Raw genomic sequence first — 16,490 nt, forward strand, 5'->3', positions numbered from 1 at the left:
AGACACCGATGATACACGATTGGAGGTCATGATATGGAGCGAAACGATCAGTTTACACATACTTTACAGCAAAAAGATCATGAAAACATTTGGCATCACATGTCTATCTATAACGACAAAGCACCTCCCATTATTGAGCAGGGAGAAGGGGCATGGATTACAGATAGTTTAGGCAATCGCTTTTTAGATGGCATGTCAGGCTTATGGGCAGTGAATGTAGGGTATGGGCGTGAGCGTCTTGCTAGGGTTGCGTATGAGCAGCTAAAAAAGCTTTGCTATGCTCCTTTAACACAAAGCCATGAACCTGCCATCAGGCTCGCTGAAAAAATAAACAGCTTACTTGATGATGACTATATGATGTTTTATTCCACTAGTGGCTCAGATGCGAATGAAGTAGCGTTTAAGTTAATACGTCAATACCATCAACAAAATGGGGAAGGGAACCGCTACAAAATCATTGCGCGATATCGGGGCTATCATGGCAGTTCACTTGGGGCATTAGCAGCTACAGGTCAGGCATTACGTAAATTTAAGTACGAGCCGCTGACACCAGGCTTCTTACATGTTGCTCCACCTGATCACTATCGTCGTCCAAAAGGGCAGTCAATTGAGGCATACAGCCTAGCACTTGCCCGAGAAATGGAAGAAAAAATTATTTGGGAGCAAAAAGAAACCATTGCGGCTGTCATTATGGAGCCACTCATCACGGGTGGTGGAGTGCTTATTCCACATCCAACTTATGTCAAAGAAGTCGAGCGCATTTGTAGAAAGCATGGAGTATTACTCATCATGGATGAAGTCATTTGTGGTTTCGGACGGACAGGTAAGCTATTTGGCCATCAGCATTTTGATATTCGACCAGATGTCATTACCATGGCGAAAGGATTAACGAGTGCCTACCTACCACTATCCATTACAGCTATACGGAAAGACATTTATGAAAAATTTAAAGAGACGGACGGCTATAGTCATTTTCGCCATATCAATACGTTTGGGGGCAATCCAGCAGCTTGTGCAGTGGCCTTAGAAAATATAAAAATCATGGAGGAGGAAGGACTTGTGCAGCGAGCAAGAGATTTGGGTATTCAATTCCTACATGATTTGCAAGACCTATTAGAGCTGCCTTTCGTTGGCGATATTCGTGGGCTTGGGTTACTCATTGGCATCGAGCTGGTTGAAGATAAACAATCTCAAACACCTGCTAAGCCTGAGCTAATCGCGAAAATCATGGCTGATTGTCAAGCAAATGGCTTAATTATTGGAAGAAATGGTGATACAGTTGAAGGCTTCAATAATATCATTACGTTAAGTCCACCGCTGTGCTGTACAGACGAGGACTTTGATTTTATGGTTGCTGTATTAAAACGAGTATTTGCAGCCAATGTCTAGCCTAAGGCGATTCCAAATGTGCGAAAAACACGAGGAATCGCCTTTAATACTGTCGTTTATGCCCTTTCTTCACCTCTTCCCAGTCAATTTCGATGTTATGCAACACACGTGTTAGAAGACTGTGAATGCAGTTAATCTCCTCATTAGAAAACCCCTCAAGCGCACGAGCATTGGAATATTCGCCCTCCCGTTTTAAAAAAGGATAGATGTCCATACTTTTAGCTGTAGGAAAAAGTAATTTATTTTTCTTATTTCCTTGTTCAATTCGTTTTTCAATAAAGCCTTTGGTCTCCAATTTTTGAATAGCTCGTGAAGCCGTTGTACGGTCTACCTTCAAAAGCTCTGCGACTTTCTCTTGAATAATACCTGGATGTTCACAAATACGGATGACATATAAATATTGCCCCTTTGTCAAATCCAATTCCTTGAATTCAATATTGCTTATCGAGTCTAATGCCCGTGCTATGGCACCTATTTCACGTAAGATTTCTTTCATGTTCGATCCTCCTGAGATTTTTGTTGTAATTGCAATAAAAATCATTCTATACTAATACTATCATCTTCAAAGTGAAATTGCACCTAGAGAAGATGATAAGGCAGGAGAAACTAGGAGGAATAGTAATGACTATAAAAAAAGTGACAACTGAAGCAGAATTACAAACAGCGTTTGATTTTAGACGAAGCGTTTTTATTGAAGAGCAGCAAGTCCCTGAGGAAGAAGAATATGATGAATTTGATGCACTGGATGCTCCATGCGATCATATTTTGGTGTATTACAATGAGCAACCTGTTGGAACAGGGAGACTTCGAGTTGTAGAGGACTATGGCAAATTGGAGCGTATTTGTATATTAGAAGAATACCGCAAATATGGCCTTGGTAAGGAAGTTATTGTAGGCCTAGAGCAAATTGCTCGAGATAAAGGGCTAACAAAAGCAAAATTAAATGCTCAGTCCTATGCAGAAGGCTTTTATGAAAAATTAGGCTATCAGCGTGAAGGTGAAGAATTTATGGATTGTGGCATCCCCCATATTTTAATGAAGAAATACTGGTAGCAGACGAAATTCACACGATTATAGAACATGCCAGACTTAGCGTCATACGTTGTAACTTTTTAATCGTTGCTCGGGTCTACTGCTGAAAGGGGGGATGTTGTTGAAGAAATGGATATGCCTTTGTATCATGTGTTTGTTGTTACTGACTGCTTGCGGTAGTCAAGTCATCATCGAATGGGTTGATTTAATCAAATGGGATGGTAAGCAATATGAAGCTGTATATGAAGTAGCGTTAGCCGATCGTTCATTCATTGATAAGGAAATAGGGGAAGTTGATTTTAAAGTGGCAGATCATATCAAAAGAACTTCCTATCGCTTTAAGGATGGCGATGCAGCATTCCATGAGAAGGGAACAAAGCTTTATGCGATAAAGGGTCTTGACGATGCCATTGCGGTAGAGGATCAGTCGGTTATTAATGGCTATCGAATTTATATGATAAGAGCTGAAGCTCCGCCGCGACGGAATTTTGATCAGGTTCCATTAGAAGAAGTGAAGAAAATAGAATTCTACTCATCTACGGAAGAAGGCAATCGGAAAACGGCTAGCTATACAAACCAGTCTGACATGGAAGCTATAAAGGCAATTTTAGTCAATAGTAAACCAGCCCCATCCTTTGAGCCAAACGGGGATACGAACCGTTATGATGTACTCCTTTATACAGACGATGCCATTGCTTTTCAATATGGCATACAATTTGATGGTACTACTTATTTTTGGTTTCCGTCAGAAAACGCGATTTTATCGAATGATATACAGCAGTTTATTTCCAAAGATTAGCATACTTCTCTAAAGAGAATTCCATACTACTTTCTGTAATGGTTAGGCGATCAGGAAGATTAACACTTTAGCAAAATGCGCCAATTAAAGAAAGCTGCCCAAACGATAAGGCAGCTTTCCTTTATTTTTTCTTTACAACCGTACCTGCAAAGCTATCATGAGGAAGACGTTGACCATGCTGCTGCTCAAAGGCTTGGCGATCTTTAAGATAATCGAACGTACTGATAGTGTCTCGATAAGCCATGCGTTTAATAATTTGACATTCTGATAATGGACGACCATCTTCATTTTCGAGTGTCAATCCCATTGCTTTGTAGCCAATCGTTTGTCCGTTTTTACGGAGTTGTGCATATTCTAGCGCCCACAATACCACGGTTGGCGTAACGAGTGCATGAACAGCCTCATTTTTTACTTTTTTTCGTAGGAAGTATTCAACCCCAAACGTGACAGCTGTTGAAACAGCTGTATCGATTAAAAATGCAGCTGTGCGTTTTTTTGTCATCGATTCCATATAAGCCCTCCTTTAATGACCTGTCACTAGTACATACGAACAATAAGTACAAAAAGTTTCGATTTATTCTAGATTCATATCTAATGAAAGTACAGGATAGGATGGAATCGCCCCATGCTTTGTTGTTGAAATGCCCGCATATCCGTTTGCAAAAGATAACAGAGACATTGCATACTGTTCACAATGAGCTACTACTTGATCTACTGTTAGTTGATGATGAAGAAATTGACTTAAAATCGCGCCAATAAAAGCATCACCAGCACCAGTTGTATCAACGGTTTGTACCTTGTTAGCAGGAGCCTTCACATGATGCTTTTTCGTATATAAGGTAGCCCCAGCAGCACCATGTGTAATGATAATAACTTCTACATATCCCTTGAATAACGTTTGAACAGCTTCCTGTTCATCTTCTAGAGTTGTTAAAAACAACAGTTCTTCCTCTGAAAGCTTGACAATATGGGCTTTTGGTAAAAAGGCTAAAATGGTTTCACAACACGCCGTCTTATCCTGCCATATAGGAAGGCGCACATTCGGATCGAAGGATATAAGGCTTCCTGCTTGATGTGCCTGTTCAATAAGGGCAAGATGTGCTTGTTTCATAGGACTCTCTACAAGATTAACAGAGCAAAAGTGAACGATATCGTGCGCTGTTAATAGCTGCGAGGGGAGGTATTCCTGTTTGTATAAGAGATCTGCAGCATGTCGGCGATAAAATTGAAAATCTCGTTCGCCATGTTCATTTAATGAAACAAAGGCAAGACTTGTTTCACCATCCGTTGATTGACGAATAAACTGTGTATCTACACCTGCTTGCTGCAACGTTTTGATTAGGAAGTCACCAAAGGCATCCTGACCGACTTGTGTAAGGAGGGCCGCCTGCTGTCCTAGCTTTGCACAGACAGCGGCTACATTGGCAGGTGCTCCTCCTGCATGTTTAGTAAAATGCTCAATGTTGGCTAGGGAGCCGTGCTGCTGTGTCGGTGTAAAGTCAATTAATAATTCTCCAATTGTGAAGAGCTTGCCCATTATGAGACCTCCTGTGGTAGTCGCTTTTTCTTAGGAACATAAATGGTATAAAAAATACCAGCGAAAATGAGAAGGATCCCCATCGTTTGCGTAAAGCTTGGCATAAAATCAAGCAATAGCATATCCAGTAAAATGGCGACAACAGGGTCGACAAAAACCAATACAGAGACAAGAATCGTAGACAGGCTACGAATACTATCAAAAAATAAATAGTAAACAAATCCTGTATGAATAAAGCCTGTGCCGAGTATATAAAACCAATTGGTTGACGTTAATCCATCAAACAGCGAGAAGTCGATAAAAGGCAGTAGTATCACGATTCCAACTGTTGTTTGAATATAGGTTAACGCATACGAGCTAAGCTTCGTGATGGTTTTGCTTGTTAGCATTGTAAGGGCATAAAATACTGCTGACAGTAATGCCCAGATAAAGCCAGATTGCATAAATTCTGAGAACGACACAAAATTATTGAGACCGATGATAAAAATACTACCGATAAAGCAAGTGATTGTTGCGACAAGTGCCTGAATGGTCATTTTTTCCTTCAAAAAGATAGCGCCTAAAATTAACACAAATATGGGGGCTAAATTATAGATGGAAATGGCAATTGAAATGGACATTTCCTCAAAGGCTTTAAATAAAAATACCCAGTTTAACACAATAAAGACACCGCAAATAAGCGTTTGAAAAATTTCTTTCTTATCCCATACCTCTGTTTTATGTCCACCAGTGATGAGCCACATACCACCTAGAAAGAGGATTGCGCAAATGCATCTAACAAAGACAAGCTCTGTAGCGGGAACACCAGTGTGAACGGTAAAAAAGCCGATGGAACCAAACAGTGCCATGGAGACTGTTAGTTTAATGATTGCTGAGATGTTCATACGAAACCTTCCTTCTATTATTTTATGAAACTATAAGAACTATTCACGAATTTGGCCGTTGCCATGAATAACATATTTTGTTGATGTTAATGCAGGCAAGCCCATTGGTCCACGGGCATGTAGCTTTTGTGTACTAATACCGATTTCTGCACCATAGCCAAATTCAAAGCCGTCTGTGAAGCGGGTGGAGGCATTATGATACACTGCTGCTGCATCAACATTGTTTAAGAACGTCTCGGCGGTTAATTGATCTTCTGTAATGATGGCCTCAGAATGATTTGTGCCAAAGTATTGAATATGCTCAATCGCTTCATAGACATTTTCCACCAATTTAACGCTTATTTTTAAATCAAGGAACTCTGTCGCATAATCTTCCGCCGTAGCTGGAAGGGCAGCTGCAAATTGCTGACATACTTGCTCATCACCGATGATGGCTACACCTGCATGATGAAGGGACGTTAAAAGCTGGACGCCATGTTCTTGAAACCAAGTAGGATGAATGAGTAAGCTTTCTGCTGCATTACAAACAGAAGGACGCTGTGTTTTAGCATTCAGACAGATTTTTTCTGCTTTTATGTAATCCGCCATTTCATCCACGTAAATGTGACAGTTGCCTGCACCTGTTTCCAGTACAGGAACAGTCGCTTCATTGACAACTAAATCGATCAGGGCTTTGCCACCGCGAGGAATGAGCACATCTAAGTACTCTTTTAAATGGAAGAGTTCTTTGGCTGTTTCGCGGCTTGTATCCTCAATTAATTGAACAGCATCTGTAGGGATGGATGTTTTAGCAAGCGCGCGATGAATACTTGCAACAAGAGCCATATTAGAAAACTTAGCAGAGGAGCTTCCACGCAAAATAACTGCATTGCCCGTTTTTAGGGAAAGTGTTGCTGCATCGATCGTGACATTTGGTCGAGCTTCATAGATCATACCAATAACACCAAGTGGCACAATTCGTTTTTCAATGCGCAGCCCATTGTCTTTTTCAATGCGTTCAACAATTGTACCTACTGGATCGTTTAAGGAGATGAGTAAATGAATGGCATCGGCCATTGCCGCAATCCGTTCTTCATTGAGCATGATACGATCTAACGTAGACGCAGGAATACCTTGCTGCTCACCCTGTGCCAAATCCTTTGCATTTTCAGCCATGATATCAGGTTGATCGATTAATAGCTGTTCTGCAATTTTTTTCAGTGCCTCATTTTTCTCGCAGGTTGTTTTAATATTTAACATGTAGCTTGCGGCTTTTGCGCGTTGTCCTTTTTCTTGAATTTCACTTGTCATTTGTCATTCCTCCTTAATTCGTTTGAATTTTCAGCCATTTGTCTCGGTGAATTACCTCAATAGGGCTTTTCAGCAATGTATCAGTCCGTTTTCCCATGGCAGAGATAAGCTCTTGGGATGAGTACAGTACTTCGCCGCGTCCTAGTAAGTCCTTCTCGCTATAGACTTCAACAACATCACCATTTACAAAATCACCTTCTACACGATAGACGCCAGCAGGTAATAGACTTTTCCCATTATTCATTAAAGCCTGTTCAGCACCACTATCTATAAAAATTTTACCAGAAATTTCCGTAAGTGCAATCCACTGTTTATGATTTGTTAACACAGCAAGCTCGTCATGCTCCACATAAGTGCCATCACCATGTCCTGCTAAAATATCGACGAGCTTCTGTGCACCATGACCTGTTCCGATAAATACCTTCACCCCTGCACGTAGCGCTGTTCGGGCAGCCAGAAGCTTAGAGGCCATGCCACCTGTGCCAACCTTTGATCCTGTACCATCCGCAAAGCTTAGTAGATCATCTGTAATAGCTGCTAATCGATCAATGCGCTCTGCCTGAGGGTTTTTATTGGGATTGGCATTATAAAGGCCATTGATATCTGTTAAAATGATGAGCTGATCTGCGTGGACAAGTCCACTGACGAGTGCTGAAAGCATATCGTTATCTCCAAAGGTTAATTCACTAATTGACACTGTATCGTTTTCATTAATAATCGGTAGCATGGATCGTTCTAACAATTCCTCGAAAGTCGCATAGGCATTTTTATAGCATTCTTTTTTAGAAAAATCTGTTCGTGTCAATAATATCTGTGCAGGCATGATATCGTAAATACTAAATAAGGCACTGTACGTTTGAATAAGTAGGCTCTGTCCTACAGCAGCAGCTGCCTGCTTTCCTTTCACTGTCACAGGGCGAGCAGGGTAGCCTAGTTGTTTAAAACCCGCCGCTACAGCACCTGACGAGACAAGCAACACTTCATGACCCAATTTCTTCAACTCGGCGATTGCCTGCACATGGTCCATTAAGCGAACTTTATCGATTTCACCCTTCACATTCGTTAAAGAGCTACTACCAATCTTAACAACAATTCTTTTTCTCTCCATCTCACTACCTCCATCATTGCTGGATCAAGATAAAAAAAGCCTTTTCATCCTAAAAATTAGGACGAAAAGACTTGCCTTCCGTGGTACCACCTACATTGAATATCATGCGACATTCCACTTTTCTCATAACGCTCGAGACTGCGCCTAGTTTGGCTAGGACGTTTCACGAAGTAGGTTTCATTAGTCTTTCTTGTACAATGCCTTTCAGCCGATGGGCATCGCTCTCTTTTCAAGCAGTGGCTAACTACTGGTCTTCGTTCGTTTTCTCATCTATTGACTAAAGGATGCACTACTTCTATAAGTCTGTCAAGCTGAATGGATAAATTACTTGAAAGTTTTGATAAATTAAGAAAGGGATGCGCTAAAACGCTAAAGAGGTCGCTTATTCAATTATTTAAACCACCAAATCGCAATGAAAAGGGGAAGCATAGCCAGTACAATGACAAAGAAACTCCAAATGACTTGTTTCCCCGAAGACATATTTTTGGGTTTAATGCTCATTTGTTCATACAGCTGGTTAATGGCCCGTTGCTCTTTCGCATAAAGCATTGCTTGAAATTCTTCGTAATCTTGTATATAGCTAGATGGGGCACGTGGACTGAAGCGTAAATTTCGAATGGAATCTGTAATCTCTTTGTCAGCCATCCAATACGTGATGACAGGTGCTAAGCCTGCGTTTTGTGTGGCCTTTACCTCAATGTCATGGGATTTCATTTTATAGTAAACCTGTCCATGCTCATCCTCATATTGCGTGACAATATCACTTACTGCCATTATCAATCACCTCTTATGGAAGTTATCTGGTTTATCATGAGTTTCTACTATTATAATGGATTAGGGAAGAAAAGTATCGCTTGAGCGAGCATAAATTGTGAAACCAAAATTTAAAAAAAGTTTTGGATAAAGTCATAAACTTACATCTAGTGAGAACAACGTCATGTAGTATAATGTATATAGTTTTTTAAAAGAAGTTGAAGGAAGGGAAAGTTTTGGACATCTCAACGTTATTTGCGTTTTTAGGGGCTGCGATGATTTTAACCATTATGCCAGGGCCCGATAATTTATTTGTGCTTGCCCAAAGTATTACACAAGATAAAAAAGCGGGTATTGCCACATCTCTTGGATTGTGTACAGGGCTACTTGTTCATATTAGTGCAGCAGTACTTGGTATTTCTGCGATAATTTATCAATCGACCATTATTTTTACCATCGTCAAATTTGCAGGAGCAGCGTATTTATTATATTTAGCTTGGCAATCATTTCGTGCTAAAGGAGACCCTTTTACGTTGCAACAGCAAAATACGCAAGCCTATATTAAATTATATAAAAAAGGAATATTAATGAATATTTTAAATCCAAAAGTATCGTTATTTTTCCTAGCGCTGTTACCACAGTTTGTTAATCCATCGCAAGGACATGTGGCGTTTCAAATGCTTATTTTGGGTATTGTATTTTTAATACAAGCGCTTGTATTATTTTCATTGTTTAGTATATTTGCAGGGAAAGTTAGACAAGTCATTATCGGGAAACCTGCGATTGCTAAGCGATTGAATACGGTTCAAGGTATCTTATTTACATTTATTGGAATACAAATTGCTATCAGCAAACAGTAGGGAGGAATGGACATGGCTATTTTACATATTACCTTTAGCTTAGCAACGCAGGGTTCTATGAAACTTGCAATTCGTCAACATCGTTTGCAGCGAAGTGAATCAGTTCTAAGTGTCCATGATGATCTCTCGATTGGACCTCTTCAAAACTTTGAAGAACGTAAAACTTGGTTAGCCACGCATATTTTGGATGAAGATGACCAGCAATTGTACGATGATATGTATGAAAACTGGAAGAAGAAAATCGCCAATTTACCCTGCGATGTGGATGTGTGGATTTGGTATAGTCACAACACACATGAACAGATTGGACTGCGCTATGTGATGAGTGAGTTAATTCATAAATGCAGTATGGTGTATGGCATTGATGCAACAGAGGCAATGAAGAGTATTCAACCCAATATGGACATTCGCCATACAGGAGAACTTTCCTCAGAAATGCTAATGAAGCTCCGCCCTAGTGCCAAACGATTCTCTGTGCAAGAATGTCAGCAACTCGCTAAGGAATGGGCGCACATCATAGAACAGCCAGGTACACTACGCCTGTGGAAAAATGAACGATTGCATCATGTAGAGGAAGATGCAATGGATGCCTACATTATCGCCAGTGCAAAAAATTTGCATATACAGCACAATGAAGAGTGGCTAATGCCCACGCATATTTTGGCACAGACATTTGAAACATTTGTCCATTATGTAGGAAATGATTTTGTAGAGTATCGCTTACTGATGCTCGTCGAACAGGGAGTATTTGCAATGAAAGGCGATACAACGGATATTTTTTCCTATCAGGTTAAATTACTTTAATACATTTAAGAGAATGAACAGTAAAAAATCAGGCGAGCAAAGCCTGATTTTTTATTGTGCCAAATGCTTGAAGCCGTTTGTATTAGTAGTGCTCAAAGTCAGTCGTTTCAACATAATGATTCAGCACAGTAACTTAACCTTTTTAATTTTGATAACACTTTTCATATTCATCTTTCATTAACAAACTTTGACAAGCCAAGCCATTTTCATGATAAATCTCTTTATCAATACTTAATACTATACTTCTATTTGAATTGGTATAATTAGGCTCTTTATTAACAATGGATAATTTTTCTTCGTCTAGCCATTCCATCGAGAATTGACTTTTTGCCTCTGCATAATAGACGATTTTGTTTGTGTGAGCATTATTATTTAAAATTTCTATCCATACATGAACACCACCACTTGGACCTGCACCACCATATGGTTCATAATAAGCGTGCGCTGTATATTCCCCTGTAGGAGATGACACAGATTCGGGCACCTTTTGCGTATCTTTTTTATCTAAAGTACTAAACGTAAAAAAATATTGGATATATATAAATATTCCCAAAAACAGTACTAAACCTGTCAATAGTGCTGTTAGTGTTTTTTTAGGGAAGTTTTTCTGTTTAAAAAAGAAAATCATTAATTTGATTACAAAAATGAACAATACGATCAAGGTAAATAAAAATACAAAGAAACCTAATGTATTAAGTAATAAATTCAAATTATTACCTCCCTAGTATGGTAAAACAGTGCCTTTTAGAAAATAAAGCGAGTAACAAGGACATCTAGATGATGTTGTTACTCGCTCTTTCTATTTATTGTCATAAAAATCAAAGACAAATTGTTTAAACTGACGTGCAGATGGCGATAAATAACGATTTTCTATCCAAGCCATGCCGATAATTCGTTCACATACCATATCCTCAACATGGATTTTAACGATTTTTTTGGGGTTTAAATCCTCATCATCGGGTAGTAAGGAAACGCCAAGCCCCGCACCAACAAATCCAGCGATTGTCGATACTTCATCACCTTCATAAGAAATTTTAGGCTTAATGCCCGCAGCATTTAATAAGCGATCAGCTGAGCGGCGTAATGCATAGCCTTTTTTCATTAAGACAAAACTTTCATGCTCTAATTCTTTCATTTTGATGCTTTTACGATGGGCTAATGGATGGTCAATTGGGACCATTATAAAGAGCTCATCTCGCCATAATTCCTTCCAACAAACTGGCGGCTCTGTATCGATCGCGGCTAGTAGGCACAAGTCTAACTCACCTGCCAGTAATTGTTTTAACTGTGAATGGGAGTAGTTTTGTGTGAAATGAAAACGGATATGGGGATGTTTTTGACGGAAGGCACGAATCAAGTCGGGTACAATACTCGTTCCAAGTGTATGTAAAAAACCGAGTGATACATCTCCAAGTTCTGGATTATTAAGCTCCTGTAATTCTAAAACAGCCTTTTCATATTCTTTACGCATGCGCTGGACACGATATAAAAATAGCTCTCCATATCGGTTTAGCATAATCGAGCGCCCTTGTCTGTCGAAAAGCGGTACACCTAATTCTTCCTCCAGCTTTGAAATTGAACGACTAAGTGCTGGCTGTGAAATCGCTAATGCTTCGGCAGCCCGTGTCATATGCTCTAACTTTGCAACGGTTACAAAATATTCTAATTGTTGCCACTCCATTTTTTTCACCTCTTTTCTTGTGATTTTTAAGTTATCTGCATTATAACGGGAAACAGACGGGAAGTATAGGTAACAAAAAATTTTTAAAAGGACGTTGCAATTATTTAGCAGAAAGGAAAAGTTAAGTAGCAGAAAGTGTGATAGTACAGCCGTTAAGTTGACATCATTCATGCACAATAAACATTGATTTGATAAAAACTATAAATTGTACATTATGAATAAAGGGTGATAAGATAGACACATAAAATACACAATTATTAATTTCCGTGAAGGGGATATCATAAAATGAAGTTAACAAAGCCACAACCTCTAACAATCGAGGGAGGCAAAAAAGCCGTACTATTACTGCATGGATTCACAGGTAGCACAAAAGATGTGAAAAAGCTAGGAGAATTTTTATCTCAACGAGGTTACACTGTGCATGCACCAATTTATAGTGGGCATGGCGTAGAACCAGAAGCATTATTAGAAACAAAACCAGAAGATTGGTGGAACGATGTAGTAGAAGGTTATAACTTCCTACAAAAGAAAGGCTATGAAGAAATCGCTGTTGTTGGGATTTCACTTGGAGGCGTCTTTTCGTTAAAGGTCGCAGAGACATTCCCAGTGAAAGCATGTGTAGCGATGTGTGCACCGATTACACGTGATAATTCAAAAGGCTTATTTACACGTTTGTACCACTATGCTCGTTTATATAAACACTTTGAAAATAAATCAAAAGATCAAATTATTTCAGAATTACATGAATTACGTATTTCACCGAAGGATTCATTGGACGGCGTAACACGTTTAACAACAGAAACGCGTGAAGAATTATCAACGATCAAAGCACCAACTCTTGTGTTACAAGGCTCACTAGATGATGACCTATATCAAGAAAGCGCACCTTTTATTTTAAATACTGTGGAAACAGACGACAAAGAAATCATTTGGTATGAAAACTCTGGCCACATTATTACATTGGACAAAGAACGCGATAAAGTGTATGAAGATGTTTATAAATTTTTAGATCATATTGAATGGTCAGTTGCAAACTAAGAAGGGGCTGTCAGTAGACAGCTCTTTTTTTGTTGAATCTCACTGGATAAACGAAAAAACTATTGTAATTATAATAAATGCTTGATAACATGATGAAATTGTAGTGAAAAATCATTCGATTAAAATAATTTGCTATAGTCTAAAACTTCTAAGGAGCACATCAATTATGCAACAAAAAATACCTTTTTCAACTTACGCAGTCATTGGTACCATGTTATTTGGACTGTATTTTGGAGCAGGGAACCTCATTTTTCCTATTCAAATGGGTCAATTTGCTGGGACTAATTTTTGGTTTGGATTAATCGGATTTTTAGTGACTGCTATCGGCTTACCATTCCTCGGAATTTTGGCAATTGGCTTATCAGGTAGTAATGGTTTACGTGATCTAGCCAATCGTGTTCATCCTCTATTTGGTATTATTTTTTCATTGGCACTGTACTTAACAATCGGACCATTCTTTGCCATCCCACGTACAGCAACGGTACCTTTTGTAGTAGGGTTTGAGCCATATATTCAAGCACAGCATGCAACACTGCTACTTGCTGTATTTAGCTTTATATTTTTTGCCATTGTCTACTATTTTTCTTTAAATCCAGCGAAAATAATGGATTATATCGGTAAATATTTAACGCCTGCATTTTTAGTTGTTTTATTTATTTTAATTATTACAAGCATTACGAAGCCAATGGGCCATTTCCAGCAGCCAATTGGTGAATATATGGATGCCGCCTTTATGACAGGCTTTAAAGAAGGCTATAATACGATGGACGCCCTTGCCTCACTAGCCTTCGGGATTGTTGTCATTAATGCAATTAAAAGTGCAGGGATTACAGATCGTAAGGAAATTGCCAAGGCTACATGGACATCAGGTATTTTTGCGATGGCTTTAATGACGCTGATTTATGGTCTCATAACATATATGGGCGCTTCCGGTATTAATGCTGTCGGGACTTTTGATAATGGTGGTTTAATCTTTGCGGCAGTGGCCGATCATTATTTCGGCTCATTTGGAGCTATTTTATTGGCGGTCATCATCGTGCTCGCTTGCTTAAAAACAAGTATCGGCTTAATTACATCTTGTAGTGAGTTTTTCCATGAGGTATTTCCAAAAATTAGTTACAAATGGTTTGTGTTTCTGTTGTGTGCTGTATCCTTTACGATTGCGAATTTTGGTTTAAACAATATTATCAAATATGCTATTCCAGTTTTAATGTTCTTATATCCATTAGCAATCGTCTTAATCTTGCTTGCTCTAAGCTCATCCTTCTTTAAGAATAAGCAAACAGTGTATGCCATAGCGATGATTTTTACATTTTTCATTAGCCTGATTGATGGCTATAAAGCTCTGGTAGAAAGTGTGCCAGATGCGAAGTTAGGTATATTGGATGCAGTAGAGAAATACTATTCTGCGATGCTTCCTTTTTATGATATTGGCTTAGGATGGATACTGCCAGCGTTAATAGGGGCAGTAATTGGAAGCATGATTCCGTCTCGAAAAGTTATATAATGAAAGAAACACGCACAGAAAATGTCTCTGTGCGTGTTTCCTTATGGATTAGTAAGCTGTCCAGCCGCCATCAACAGCAATAACTTGTCCATTCACAAAGCTAGCCTCATCTGAGCCTAGGAAGATTGCTAATTGAGCGATTTCTTCTGGCTGACCAGCCCGCGGATTGATGGATAGTCCTAGTGCTTGTCGTGCAGCACCTGTTTGGCTCATATTTGTCATAGAAGAGGCGATATTGGTCATCACTGCTCCTGGTGCAATACCATTACAGCGAATATTTTTATCGGCATACATAAAGGCTGTATTTTTTGTTAAACCAACTACCGCATGTTTTGAAGCTGTATAAGCAGCCCCAGCCCGTGCACCATATAAGCCACCTGCAGAAATATTATTGACAAAGACACCGTGACCTTGTGCAAGGAAAATTTCGGTAGCCATACGCATAGAGCGCATAACAGCTGTTGTATTCACTGCAAATACTTTTTCCCATCGTTCATCAGAAATTTCTCCAACTGGCTCCATACCATCCATAATACCTGCATTGTTGACTAATATATCTAATTGACCATAGTTCGTTTTTGTTTCATCAAATAAGCGTTGTAAGTCTTCTGTTGATGCGACATTGGTTTGAATGGCAAATGCTGTTCCTCCAGCCGCTTGAATACCTTCCACAACCGCTTGGGCACCCTCTAAATTTAAGTCTGAAACGGCAACCTTAGCGCCTTCTTTTGCATATCCTTCTGCAATGGCTTTCCCCATACCTGAAGCTGCACCTGTCACAATGGCTACTTTACCTTCTAATCTCATCTCAAAGACCTCCTCATAGTAATTTCTTTACTTATTGAACATCTGTTCATTAAAATCATATAATAAAGATGAAAGCGATTTCAATATGCAAAAAAACGGGATGTGTTGAGTAATCAACACATTTGGACAATCTGTTTATTAAGGAGCTGAAAAAATTGCGTACTACGGATTTACGGATTATTAAAACGAAGCAAGCTCTCCACGATGCTTTATTGACCTTGCTTAGCCAAAAACCATTGGAGCAAATCTCCATTGCAGAAATTTGTAGAGAAGCAAAGGTCAATAGAGGAACCTTCTATTTACACTACGAGCAAAAAGAGGGGCTCTTTGAAGAATACTTTCAGGAGATAATGGAGGATTTATATCAATCCTATGAAGAACCCTATCGTGCCGTCACGACATTGGACACAAATCAATTAGATCCCAATACTATCCGTATTTTTCATCATATTGAACGCTTTAAAATGTTTTACCGTATCGTCTTTTCTAAAAATGTCCCGCTGACCTACTATTACATGCTATTTGATGGGATTTATTCCCTGCTAAAACGCGATATTACCACACAGCACATACATCAAATGGAGGATCATATCTCGATCGACTATTATAGTGCCTATCAAGCAAACGCCATCATCGGACTTATCATCCAATGGTATCGCGGCGATTTCAGCGATAGCGTGACCATGTTAAATCAACAGCTAGCAGCTATTTTAAAGAATGTGAGGAGTGGGGGATAGAACGCTTGAATTGAAGGATAGAAGAGAAAAAGTGGCGGATAGAACGCTCAATTTGAAGGATAGAGAGAGAAGTAGCGGATAGAACGCTCAATTTGAAGGATAGAAGAGAAAAAGTGGCGGATAGAACGCTCAATTTGAAGGATAGAGAGAGAAGTGACGGATAGAACGCCAGAATTGAAGGATAGAAGAGAAAAAGTGGCGGATAGAATGCCCAATTTGAAGGATAGAGTAAGAATCAGTGGATAGGACGCCAGAATTGAAGGA

Annotated in this window: 18 protein-coding genes; 8 read left to right on the forward strand and 10 right to left on the reverse strand. The window is 39.3% G+C overall.

What is annotated here, in order from left to right:
• The first annotated feature begins 33 nt into the window (after positions 1-33).
• Positions 34-1,389: an aspartate aminotransferase family protein gene (locus NYE73_RS09465; RefSeq protein WP_112117777.1), complete on the forward strand. Its 1,356-nt coding sequence runs from the start codon at positions 34-36 to the stop codon at positions 1,387-1,389.
• A gap of 43 nt (positions 1,390-1,432) precedes the next feature.
• On the opposite strand, the gene NYE73_RS09470 is transcribed toward NYE73_RS09465, so the two are convergent.
• Positions 1,433-1,885, reverse strand: a complete 453-nt coding sequence (locus NYE73_RS09470; protein ID WP_004229576.1) for a MarR family winged helix-turn-helix transcriptional regulator — start codon at positions 1,883-1,885, stop codon at positions 1,433-1,435.
• Between the two features lie 125 nt (positions 1,886-2,010).
• Between NYE73_RS09470 and NYE73_RS09475 the strand changes: the two genes are divergently transcribed.
• Positions 2,011-2,442 (forward strand): GNAT family N-acetyltransferase, encoded by a 432-nt coding sequence (locus NYE73_RS09475; RefSeq protein WP_066037722.1) that lies wholly within the window; start codon positions 2,011-2,013, stop codon positions 2,440-2,442.
• 94 nt (positions 2,443-2,536) lie between these two features.
• Positions 2,537-3,220, forward strand: a complete 684-nt coding sequence (locus NYE73_RS09480; protein WP_259948692.1) for a hypothetical protein — start codon at positions 2,537-2,539, stop codon at positions 3,218-3,220.
• 121 nt (positions 3,221-3,341) lie between these two features.
• On the opposite strand, the gene NYE73_RS09485 is transcribed toward NYE73_RS09480, so the two are convergent.
• From NYE73_RS09485 to NYE73_RS09510, 6 genes are all read right to left on the reverse strand, one after another.
• The gene (locus tag NYE73_RS09485; RefSeq protein WP_048390139.1) at positions 3,342-3,731 is read right to left on the reverse strand and encodes an RDD family protein; all 390 of its coding nucleotides are present in this window, start codon (positions 3,729-3,731) and stop codon (positions 3,342-3,344) included.
• 63 nt (positions 3,732-3,794) lie between these two features.
• Positions 3,795-4,757 (reverse strand): carbohydrate kinase family protein, encoded by a 963-nt coding sequence (locus NYE73_RS09490; protein WP_259948696.1) that lies wholly within the window; start codon positions 4,755-4,757, stop codon positions 3,795-3,797.
• Positions 4,757-5,641, reverse strand: a complete 885-nt coding sequence (locus NYE73_RS09495) for a DMT family transporter (RefSeq protein WP_259948699.1) — start codon at positions 5,639-5,641, stop codon at positions 4,757-4,759. The genes NYE73_RS09490 and NYE73_RS09495 overlap by 1 nt, the downstream gene beginning before the upstream one ends.
• Before the next feature lie 39 nt (positions 5,642-5,680).
• Positions 5,681-6,931 (reverse strand): glutamate-5-semialdehyde dehydrogenase, encoded by a 1,251-nt coding sequence (locus NYE73_RS09500; RefSeq protein WP_054550833.1) that lies wholly within the window; start codon positions 6,929-6,931, stop codon positions 5,681-5,683.
• 13 nt (positions 6,932-6,944) lie between these two features.
• Entirely contained in the window at positions 6,945-8,039 is a 1,095-nt protein-coding gene (proB, locus tag NYE73_RS09505) for a glutamate 5-kinase (protein WP_048390146.1), read from the reverse strand.
• Positions 8,040-8,429: 390 nt separating this feature from the next.
• A complete protein-coding gene (locus tag NYE73_RS09510; RefSeq protein ID WP_004229554.1) occupies positions 8,430-8,813 on the reverse strand; it encodes a hypothetical protein in 384 nt (127 codons plus the stop codon).
• Positions 8,814-9,028: 215 nt separating this feature from the next.
• Between NYE73_RS09510 and NYE73_RS09515 the strand changes: the two genes are divergently transcribed.
• Both NYE73_RS09515 and NYE73_RS09520 read left to right on the forward strand, forming a co-directional pair.
• Positions 9,029-9,652 carry a LysE family translocator gene (locus NYE73_RS09515; RefSeq protein ID WP_048390149.1) on the forward strand — a complete coding sequence of 208 codons (624 nt, stop codon included), beginning with the start codon at positions 9,029-9,031 and terminating at the stop codon, positions 9,650-9,652.
• A gap of 12 nt (positions 9,653-9,664) precedes the next feature.
• Entirely contained in the window at positions 9,665-10,456 is a 792-nt protein-coding gene (locus NYE73_RS09520) for a DUF1835 domain-containing protein (RefSeq protein ID WP_259948704.1), read from the forward strand.
• A 142-nt stretch (positions 10,457-10,598) separates the two neighbouring features.
• Here NYE73_RS09520 and NYE73_RS09525 read toward each other — a convergent pair whose 3' ends face one another.
• Positions 10,599-11,165, reverse strand: coding sequence for a DUF5412 family protein (locus NYE73_RS09525; RefSeq protein WP_054550836.1), 567 nt, complete (start codon positions 11,163-11,165; stop codon positions 10,599-10,601).
• A 90-nt stretch (positions 11,166-11,255) separates the two neighbouring features.
• Positions 11,256-12,137 carry a LysR family transcriptional regulator gene (locus tag NYE73_RS09530; protein ID WP_048390154.1) on the reverse strand — a complete coding sequence of 294 codons (882 nt, stop codon included), beginning with the start codon at positions 12,135-12,137 and terminating at the stop codon, positions 11,256-11,258.
• A 285-nt stretch (positions 12,138-12,422) separates the two neighbouring features.
• Here NYE73_RS09530 and NYE73_RS09535 point away from each other — a divergent pair, with 285 nt between their 5' ends.
• Positions 12,423-13,175 (forward strand): alpha/beta hydrolase, encoded by a 753-nt coding sequence (locus NYE73_RS09535; protein ID WP_048390156.1) that lies wholly within the window; start codon positions 12,423-12,425, stop codon positions 13,173-13,175.
• 166 nt (positions 13,176-13,341) lie between these two features.
• Complete coding sequence (brnQ, locus tag NYE73_RS09540; protein ID WP_259948705.1) at positions 13,342-14,682, forward strand: branched-chain amino acid transport system II carrier protein; 1,341 nt, start codon at positions 13,342-13,344, stop codon at positions 14,680-14,682.
• A 48-nt stretch (positions 14,683-14,730) separates the two neighbouring features.
• On the opposite strand, the gene NYE73_RS09545 is transcribed toward brnQ, so the two are convergent.
• Positions 14,731-15,489, reverse strand: coding sequence for an SDR family oxidoreductase (locus NYE73_RS09545; protein ID WP_048390161.1), 759 nt, complete (start codon positions 15,487-15,489; stop codon positions 14,731-14,733).
• A 155-nt stretch (positions 15,490-15,644) separates the two neighbouring features.
• On the opposite strand from NYE73_RS09545, the gene NYE73_RS09550 reads away from it, so the two are divergent.
• Entirely contained in the window at positions 15,645-16,226 is a 582-nt protein-coding gene (locus tag NYE73_RS09550; protein WP_048390162.1) for a TetR/AcrR family transcriptional regulator, read from the forward strand.
• Positions 16,227-16,490: the final 264 nt, after the last annotated feature.

This window comes from Lysinibacillus sp. FSL K6-0102, assembly GCF_038003545.1.
Lineage (GTDB): Bacteria > Bacillota > Bacilli > Bacillales_A > Planococcaceae > Lysinibacillus > Lysinibacillus capsici.

What these genes read in the sequence shown, in the direction of transcription:
- NYE73_RS09530 (WP_048390154.1), bottom strand. Translation starts at nt 12,137, where the DNA reads ATGGAGTGGCAACAATTAGAATATTTTGTAACCGTTGCAAAGTTAGAG.
- NYE73_RS09500 (WP_054550833.1), bottom strand. Translation starts at nt 6,931, where the DNA reads ATGACAAGTGAAATTCAAGAAAAAGGACAACGCGCAAAAGCCGCAAGC.
- NYE73_RS09495 (WP_259948699.1), bottom strand. Translation starts at nt 5,641, where the DNA reads ATGAACATCTCAGCAATCATTAAACTAACAGTCTCCATGGCACTGTTT.
- brnQ (WP_259948705.1), top strand. Translation starts at nt 13,342, where the DNA reads ATGCAACAAAAAATACCTTTTTCAACTTACGCAGTCATTGGTACCATG.
- NYE73_RS09535 (WP_048390156.1), top strand. Translation starts at nt 12,423, where the DNA reads ATGAAGTTAACAAAGCCACAACCTCTAACAATCGAGGGAGGCAAAAAA.
- NYE73_RS09480 (WP_259948692.1), top strand. Translation starts at nt 2,537, where the DNA reads ATGTTGTTGAAGAAATGGATATGCCTTTGTATCATGTGTTTGTTGTTA.
- proB (WP_048390146.1), bottom strand. Translation starts at nt 8,039, where the DNA reads ATGGAGAGAAAAAGAATTGTTGTTAAGATTGGTAGTAGCTCTTTAACG.
- NYE73_RS09475 (WP_066037722.1), top strand. Translation starts at nt 2,011, where the DNA reads ATGACTATAAAAAAAGTGACAACTGAAGCAGAATTACAAACAGCGTTT.
- NYE73_RS09510 (WP_004229554.1), bottom strand. Translation starts at nt 8,813, where the DNA reads ATGGCAGTAAGTGATATTGTCACGCAATATGAGGATGAGCATGGACAG.
- NYE73_RS09490 (WP_259948696.1), bottom strand. Translation starts at nt 4,757, where the DNA reads ATGGGCAAGCTCTTCACAATTGGAGAATTATTAATTGACTTTACACCG.
- NYE73_RS09545 (WP_048390161.1), bottom strand. Translation starts at nt 15,489, where the DNA reads ATGAGATTAGAAGGTAAAGTAGCCATTGTGACAGGTGCAGCTTCAGGT.
- NYE73_RS09470 (WP_004229576.1), bottom strand. Translation starts at nt 1,885, where the DNA reads ATGAAAGAAATCTTACGTGAAATAGGTGCCATAGCACGGGCATTAGAC.
- NYE73_RS09485 (WP_048390139.1), bottom strand. Translation starts at nt 3,731, where the DNA reads ATGGAATCGATGACAAAAAAACGCACAGCTGCATTTTTAATCGATACA.
- NYE73_RS09465 (WP_112117777.1), top strand. Translation starts at nt 34, where the DNA reads ATGGAGCGAAACGATCAGTTTACACATACTTTACAGCAAAAAGATCAT.
- NYE73_RS09520 (WP_259948704.1), top strand. Translation starts at nt 9,665, where the DNA reads ATGGCTATTTTACATATTACCTTTAGCTTAGCAACGCAGGGTTCTATG.